The sequence below is a fragment of the Pantoea sp. CTOTU49201 genome (assembly GCF_032054795.1).
In the GTDB taxonomy this organism is placed as follows: Bacteria; Pseudomonadota; Gammaproteobacteria; order Enterobacterales; family Enterobacteriaceae; genus Pantoea; species Pantoea symbiotica.
Window position 1 is genome coordinate 654 of the sequence record NZ_DAMBSA010000234.1, and the last position, 6,756, is coordinate 7,409.

At 57.7% G+C, this 6,756-nt stretch carries 6 protein-coding genes and 2 pseudogenes; 2 read left to right on the forward strand and 6 right to left on the reverse strand.

Going from position 1 to position 6,756, the window contains the following annotated elements:
- Positions 1–219: pseudogene (locus RTY00_RS15855) on the reverse strand (D-2-hydroxyacid dehydrogenase); the annotation flags it as partial.
- The gene (locus tag RTY00_RS15860; RefSeq protein ID WP_312665087.1) at positions 219–611 is read right to left on the reverse strand and encodes a RidA family protein; all 393 of its coding nucleotides are present in this window, start codon (positions 609–611) and stop codon (positions 219–221) included. The gene RTY00_RS15860 and the pseudogene RTY00_RS15855, both read right to left, overlap by 1 nt.
- Before the next feature lie 347 nt (positions 612–958).
- On the opposite strand from RTY00_RS15860, the gene glyQ reads away from it, so the two are divergent.
- Together glyQ and glyS are read left to right on the forward strand one after the other, a co-directional pair.
- Positions 959–1,870 (forward strand): glycine--tRNA ligase subunit alpha, encoded by a 912-nt coding sequence (gene glyQ / locus RTY00_RS15865; protein WP_008105242.1) that lies wholly within the window; start codon positions 959–961, stop codon positions 1,868–1,870.
- 9 nt (positions 1,871–1,879) lie between these two features.
- Positions 1,880–3,949: a glycine--tRNA ligase subunit beta gene (gene glyS / locus RTY00_RS15870; protein ID WP_312665088.1), complete on the forward strand. Its 2,070-nt coding sequence runs from the start codon at positions 1,880–1,882 to the stop codon at positions 3,947–3,949.
- Between the two features lie 66 nt (positions 3,950–4,015).
- Here the strand turns inward: glyS and RTY00_RS15875 are convergent, their stop codons facing one another.
- The 4 genes and pseudogenes from RTY00_RS15875 to RTY00_RS15890 form a co-directional block, all read right to left on the reverse strand.
- Positions 4,016–4,306 carry a type II toxin-antitoxin system RelE/ParE family toxin gene (locus RTY00_RS15875; RefSeq protein ID WP_008105240.1) on the reverse strand — a complete coding sequence of 97 codons (291 nt, stop codon included), beginning with the start codon at positions 4,304–4,306 and terminating at the stop codon, positions 4,016–4,018.
- Complete coding sequence (locus RTY00_RS15880; protein WP_061719305.1) at positions 4,272–4,556, reverse strand: type II toxin-antitoxin system ParD family antitoxin; 285 nt, start codon at positions 4,554–4,556, stop codon at positions 4,272–4,274. Before RTY00_RS15880 ends, RTY00_RS15875 begins: the two co-directional genes overlap by 35 nt.
- A gap of 111 nt (positions 4,557–4,667) precedes the next feature.
- Positions 4,668–6,521 carry a selenocysteine-specific translation elongation factor gene (gene selB, locus RTY00_RS15885; RefSeq protein ID WP_312665089.1) on the reverse strand — a complete coding sequence of 618 codons (1,854 nt, stop codon included), beginning with the start codon at positions 6,519–6,521 and terminating at the stop codon, positions 4,668–4,670.
- A pseudogene (locus RTY00_RS15890) lies at positions 6,518–6,756 on the reverse strand (L-seryl-tRNA(Sec) selenium transferase); the annotation flags it as partial. The gene selB and the pseudogene RTY00_RS15890, both read right to left, overlap by 4 nt.

Consider the following 6,756-nt stretch of genomic DNA (forward strand, 5'->3'; position numbering starts at 1 on the left):
CAGGCGCGGCGTGCTGAACTGATCGAGCGCCAGCTTGCGGCCGCTCCACAGAATGTCGCAGCGGGCGAGGAAGTCGGCGGTCTGCGCCGCATCGCTGTTTTCGCTCAGCGTGAAGTGGCTGCGCAACGGTGGATGCGCGTCGAGCTGCAGTTGCAGTTGCTCAGCAGAAAGATGGAGTGCGCGCGGCGCGCTGGCGTCGTTCTCGATATGAATGTGCATCAGCGCATCGCCGTCACTTCCATCTCGACCAATAGGTCAGGATGGTTGAGTTGAATGCCCACGGTGGCGCGCGCCGGGAAAGGGAACTGGAAGAACTCGCTGTAGGCGGCATTCATCGCGCTGAAGGTGCTGAGATCGGTCAGGTAAATAGTGACGCGGACCACGTTGTCGAAGGTCATGTTCGCTTCGCTCAGCAGATCGCCGACGTTTTTCAGCACCTGACGCGTCTGGCTGGCGATGTCGTGGCCCATAATCTCGCCGCTGTAAGGATCAATCGCCACCTGGCCGGAAATAAACAGCATCGGTTCGTGCAGCACGGCGGCAGAGAGCGGCGCAGGCCCCATTGGGCGGTCGCTGGCGTTCATTCCGGGATAACTCAACGCAATCTTCATGGTGAAATCTCAAGCAAAACTGTTTCACCGCAATTTCGTATACGATTATACGAGTGTCAATGTGCGATTTTTAACCATCGGGTCAAAAAGGTGATGTGTGTCACGTAATAGGATTTGCTGATATATCAATCAATGCGATGAAATTTAAGGTTTTAATGAGGTTTATGTTGAGAGTTATGGCGGTGAGCGTGAATCGTATACGATTTTCTTATTGTTCTGTTTTTGCCGGCTGAAGCCTGCTGCAATCACCTGGCCGCTGGCCTGGATTTCCGGCTGCACAATCCGCGGTCAAAGGGTATACTGGCGCACTCTTTTTTTAACCGATCCGTATCGCGTGCGAATTCAACATGCAAAAGTTTGATACCAAGACCTTTCAGGGCCTGATCCTGACCTTGCAGGATTACTGGGCGCGTCAAGGCTGCACCATTGTCCAACCGTTGGACATGGAAGTGGGCGCCGGCACCTCACACCCGATGACCTGTCTGCGTGCCTTAGGCCCAGAGCCGATGGCGACCGCTTACGTGCAGCCATCTCGTCGTCCGACCGATGGACGTTACGGTGAAAACCCGAACCGTTTACAGCACTATTACCAGTTCCAGGTGGTGATTAAGCCCAACCCGGACAACCTTCAGGAGCTGTACCTTGGGTCGCTGAAAGAGCTGGGTATGGATCCCACCATCCACGACATTCGCTTTGTCGAAGACAACTGGGAAAACCCAACGCTCGGCGCGTGGGGACTCGGTTGGGAAGTGTGGCTGAACGGCATGGAAGTGACGCAGTTCACTTACTTCCAGCAGGTTGGCGGCCTGGAGTGCAAGCCGGTAACCGGCGAGATCACTTACGGCTTAGAGCGTCTGGCGATGTACATCCAGGGCGTAGACAGCGTTTACGATCTGGTGTGGAGCGACGGTCCGTTTGGTAAAACCACATACGGCGAAGTGTTCCATCAGAACGAAGTGGAGCAGTCGACCTATAACTTTGAATACGCTGACGTTGACTTCCTTTTCACCTGCTTCGAGCAGTATGAGAAAGAAGCGCAGCAGCTGCTGGCGCTGGAAAAACCGCTGCCGCTGCCGGCTTACGAGCGCATTCTGAAAGCGGCGCACAGCTTTAACCTGCTGGACGCCCGCAAAGCGATTTCGGTTACCGAACGCCAGCGCTATATCCTGCGTATCCGCACCCTGACGAAAGCCGTGGCGGAAGCCTATTATGCGTCCCGTGAGGCGCTTGGCTTCCCGATGTGCAATAAAAACAAGTAAGAGGCAGCCATGACCGATAAAACTTTCCTGGTGGAAATTGGCACCGAAGAGTTGCCTCCGAAAGCGCTGCGCAGCCTGGCAGAAGCCTTTGCTGCGCACTTCACCGCTGAACTCGATAGCGCCGGTCTGGCGCACGGCGAAGTGAGCTGGTTTGCTGCTCCGCGTCGTCTGGCGCTGAAAGTGGCCCAGCTGGCTGCCGCGCAGCCGGATCGCGAAGTGGAGAAACGTGGTCCGGCAATCGCCGCCGCGTTTGATGCCGATGGCAATGCCACCAAAGCGGCCGAAGGTTGGGCGCGTGGTAACGGCATCACCGTGGCTCAGGCTGAACGTCTGAGCACGGACAAAGGTGAATGGCTGGTGCATCGCGCCGCCATCACCGGCGAAAGCGCGCAGGCGCTGCTGCCAGCGATGGTTGCCACCGCGCTGAGCAAGCTGCCGATTCCTAAGCTGATGCGCTGGGGCGCGAGCGACGTGCAGTTTGTGCGTCCGGTGCACACCGTTACGCTGCTGCTGGGTGATGAGCTGATCCCCGCGAAGATTCTGGGCATTCAATCCGATCGCGTGATTCGCGGCCATCGCTTTATGGGCGAGCCAGAATTCACCATCGACAACGCCGATCAATATCCGCAGCTGTTGCTGGAGCGCGGTAAAGTCGTTGCGGATTACGCGGCGCGTAAAGCCAAAATCAAAGCAGACGCGGAAGCGGCGGCCCAGAAGATTGGCGGCATCGCCGATCTGAGCGAAAGCCTGCTGGAAGAAGTGACCTCGCTGGTGGAATGGCCGGTGGTACTGACGGCGAAATTCGAAGAGAAGTTCCTCGCGGTGCCGGCTGAAGCGCTGGTTTACACCATGAAAGGTGACCAGAAGTACTTCCCGGTGTACGACGCGGCGGGCAAGCTGCTGCCGAATTTCATCTTCGTCACCAACATCGAATCCAAAGATCCTCAGCAGATTATCTCCGGTAACGAGAAGGTGGTGCGCCCGCGTCTGGCGGATGCCGAGTTCTTCTTCAACACCGACCGCAAAAAGCGTCTGGAAGATAATCTGCCGCGTCTGGAAACCGTCCTGTTCCAGAAAGAGCTGGGTACGCTGCGTGATAAAACCGATCGTATTCAGGCGCTGGCTGGCTGGATTGCCGCGAAGATTGGCGCTGATGTGAATCATGCTACCCGCGCCGGTTTGCTGTCGAAATGTGACCTGATGACCAACATGGTCTTTGAGTTCACCGACACGCAGGGCGTGATGGGCATGCACTACGCGCGCCACGATGGCGAAGCGGAAGATGTGGCTGTGGCGCTGAACGAGCAGTATCAGCCGCGCTTTGCCGGTGACGATCTGCCGTCAAATCCTGTCGCGTGCGCCGTCGCGATTGCCGACAAGATGGATACCCTTGCGGGCATCTTCGGCATCGGTCAGCATCCGAAAGGCGACAAAGATCCGTTCGCACTGCGCCGTGCCGCGCTGGGTGTGCTGCGCATCATCGTTGAGAAAAACCTGCCGCTCGATCTGCAAACGCTGACCGAAGAAGCGGTGCGCCTGTACGGCAGCAAGTTGAGCAACGGCAAAGTGGTCGATGAAGTGATCGACTTTATGCTGGGCCGTTTCCGTACCTGGTATCAGGAAGAGGGCCACAGCGTTGACACCATTCAGGCGGTGCTGGCACGTCGTCCAACCCGTCCGGCTGATTTCGATGCGCGCATGAAGGCGGTTTCGCACTTCCGTACGCTGGAAGCTGCCGCGACATTGGCCGCTGCCAACAAACGTGTGTCGAACATCCTGGCGAAATCAACCGAAACCCTGAATGACAGCGTGCAGGCTTCTCTGCTGAAAGAGAACGAAGAGATCCAACTGGCGACCTTCGTGACCGCGCTGGGCGATAAGCTGCAGCCGTACTTTGCAGAAGGTCGCTATCAGGATGCGCTGGTTGAGCTGGCGCAGCTGCGTGAAGCGGTGGATAACTTCTTCGATAAAGTGATGGTGAACGCCGACGATCAGGCGGTGCGTATTAACCGTCTGACGCTGCTGGCACAGCTGCGCCAGCTGTTCCTGCAGGTGGCGGATATTTCGCTGCTGCAGTAGTTTGCCTGGTCGCCATAAATGGCGACCCTGCGAAACAAAGGGGACGAGAAATCGTCCCTTTTGTTTTCAAAACTCGGCGCTAACGTCCTGCGAGTGGTGCAAGATACGCCCGATGAAGATTTCATCCACTTCAGCGCGATAGATTACAATATGCTTTCCTAAAGGCAGCGAATAAATCTGCTTACCTAAATCCGGTCGTTTGCGGCCTAAATCAAACATGGCGAGTTTTTCGAAGAGCTCAGCAAATCTGGCGCTGTAGTTATTAGCTAACTGCTCTCCATAATTCCAGTAGCCATAAATCCAGATCTTCATCAGATCTGCATCAGCTTCCGGTTTTATCGTGATGGTCCTTTTCATAAATGCCTACCCTGGCTTTTGCTCGTCTTAGAAAATCTTCATGATCCCACTCTTTTCCCGGGCCGCTTTCAAAGCCCTCTCTGACCAACTCTCTGAGCTTTTCCAGCTTTGATTCCGCCTGCTTTTCACGCAGCAAGCGCAGCGAGTCGCGCACTACTTCGCTTTGCGTACGGTAGTCGCCGGACTCAACCAGAGATTCAACAAACTCGCGCAGTTCATCGCCTAGATCGATCGTCATAGTACGTGCCATCATCGCCATCCAATGTAAGAGTATTTCTTACATTCTGGCACTTTTTTGCACAACTGGGAATGTGCGTTGCAGCGCAGTTACAAGCCGAACTGCGAGGCAACGCGAGAGATTTTATTCAGAAGAGGAGGGAAACAGGCGTGCGTCGCGCAGCAGGTGATCGTTGCCACGGCGGCGGGTGAAGCCGCTGCGGTCAAAGAATTCCAGAATCTGTATCGCCACTTTGCGCCCGGTGCCCAGCTGGTTGCGGAAGTCGGCGGCGCTGGTGCTGCCCTCTTGCGCGGTGCGACTCCGAATCAGATCGGCGAAGATCTGGATCTGGTCGCTGCGATAGTAGCGATCGCGCACGATCGCGGTGATGTGTCCGAGCCGCGCGGCAGTAAGCAGCAGCGGGCGAATCGCCTGTTCATCCTGCTGCAGCGCCAGCGCGATATCGCGCACCCACAGCGGCTGGTCGCCAAACAGCGGGCCGACCTGCTGCCAAAGTGCTTCTTCCTGCGGATTAAAACGTGGTTCGAAATCGGGTAGATGCAGCCAGCCTTGACGCTGTTGCAGCTGGCCTTGCGCCAGCAGCTGATCAATCAGCGCTAGCACCCATTCCGCAGGCTGATGCGGCATTGCCACACGACGCAAACGATCGTGACCGATGCCCGGCACTTCGGGATGCTGCTGATGAAAATGCGCCAGCGATTCCAGCAGCTTTTGCTGCCAAAGTGCCGCCTGCGCAGCGCTCATCAGCGCGCTACCTAACTGTACTGGCGCTGTGTTCTTAATCAGTGCATCCAGCGCGGGCTCGGTAAGCTGGCGCGCCCACGCCAGATCGCGTAATTCTGTGGGTTGATAGGCCAGATGCGCCTGCAGGCTGGCGTCATCATCTTGTGCCGCGGCCAACTGATGCAACCAGGCAAGATACTCCGCCTGACGTTTGCCGCGCTTTTTACTGTTGAGCAGCAGCACGCGCGCGCCGCCCAGCGTGTGTTGTGCATTGCTGTCGCGGATAATCAGCCGATCGTTCTCTGCCAGCCACAGCGGTTCGTTCAGCACCACTTCCGCGACATTATCCGCCAGCAGTGTGATGCGTCCGGTGACGTGGCTGGCGGCGTGGTGGATATGAATCGGCTGCGATGCGCTTTTCAGCGGCTGCAGCAAGCGCAGCGCCACGGTTAAGCGCGTGGTGCCTTCCGCTTTTGCCTGTGACAGCAGCCAGTCGCCGCGCACGATCTGCGCTTTTTCCACATCGCCAACGATATTCAACGCGATACGCTCACCGGCCTGTGCGCGGGTCACCGATTGGTTCTGCGCATGCAGCGCACGCACGCGCAGCGGCAGGTTCAGGCTGCTGAGCCAAAGGGTATCGCCGACGTGCACTTCACCCGCCAGCGCGGTGCCGGTGACCACCAATCCAGTGCCTTTCAGCGTGAAGGCGCGATCGATGGCGAGACGGAAACGGTAACGCGGGTCGAAGGCCGGTTCCGCCAGCATGCTGAGATGCTGGCGCAGCGCGTCGATGCCTTGCTGCGTGTGGCTGCTAGTGACAAATTGCGGCACTGCCGGCCAGCCGAGTTGCTGTGTGAGTTGTGCCACCTGCAGCTGGACTTCCGCGATGCGCGCCTCATCCACGCGATCGGCTTTGGTCAGCGCCACGCTGAGCGGCGGCTGTCCGGCCAGGCTCAGCAACTGCAGATGTTCGCGGGTTTGCGGCATCACACCATCGTCGCAGGCCACCACCAGCAGCGCATGATGAATACCGCCAATGCCCGCCAGCATATTGGCGAGAAATTTCTCGTGGCCCGGCACATCAATAAAGCCCAGCACGCGGCCATCCGGCTGCGGCCAATAGGCGTAGCCGAGATCGATGGTCATGCCGCGCCGTTTCTCTTCGGGCAGGCGATCGGCATCAACGCCGGTTAATGCCTGTAGCAGCGCGGTTTTGCCGTGATCGACGTGTCCTGCGGTGGCAATAATCATGGCGCTATGGCCTGAATCAGCGCGCTTTCATCATCAAGGCAGCGCAAATCCAGCCACAGTTTGCCTTCCTGGATGCGGCCAATTACCGGGCGCGCTAAGCTGCGCCAGCGCTGTGACAAGCTGGCAAGCTGGCTGCCGCGACCATCGCGTGGCGTGAAGGTGATAGCGAAACTGGCAATACGCTCAACCGGTAGCGATCCGCTGCCGATTTGCGAAGAACAGGGCGCGATCGCCA

Bases quoted from the DNA above. Each gene is read 5' to 3' on its own strand.
- glyQ (WP_008105242.1), top strand. From the start codon at position 959: ATGCAAAAGTTTGATACCAAGACCTTTCAGGGCCTGATCCTGACCTTG.
- glyS (WP_312665088.1), top strand. From the start codon at position 1,880: ATGACCGATAAAACTTTCCTGGTGGAAATTGGCACCGAAGAGTTGCCT.
- RTY00_RS15880 (WP_061719305.1), bottom strand. From the start codon at position 4,556: ATGGCACGTACTATGACGATCGATCTAGGCGATGAACTGCGCGAGTTT.
- RTY00_RS15875 (WP_008105240.1), bottom strand. From the start codon at position 4,306: ATGAAAAGGACCATCACGATAAAACCGGAAGCTGATGCAGATCTGATG.
- RTY00_RS15860 (WP_312665087.1), bottom strand. From the start codon at position 611: ATGAAGATTGCGTTGAGTTATCCCGGAATGAACGCCAGCGACCGCCCA.
- selB (WP_312665089.1), bottom strand. From the start codon at position 6,521: ATGATTATTGCCACCGCAGGACACGTCGATCACGGCAAAACCGCGCTG.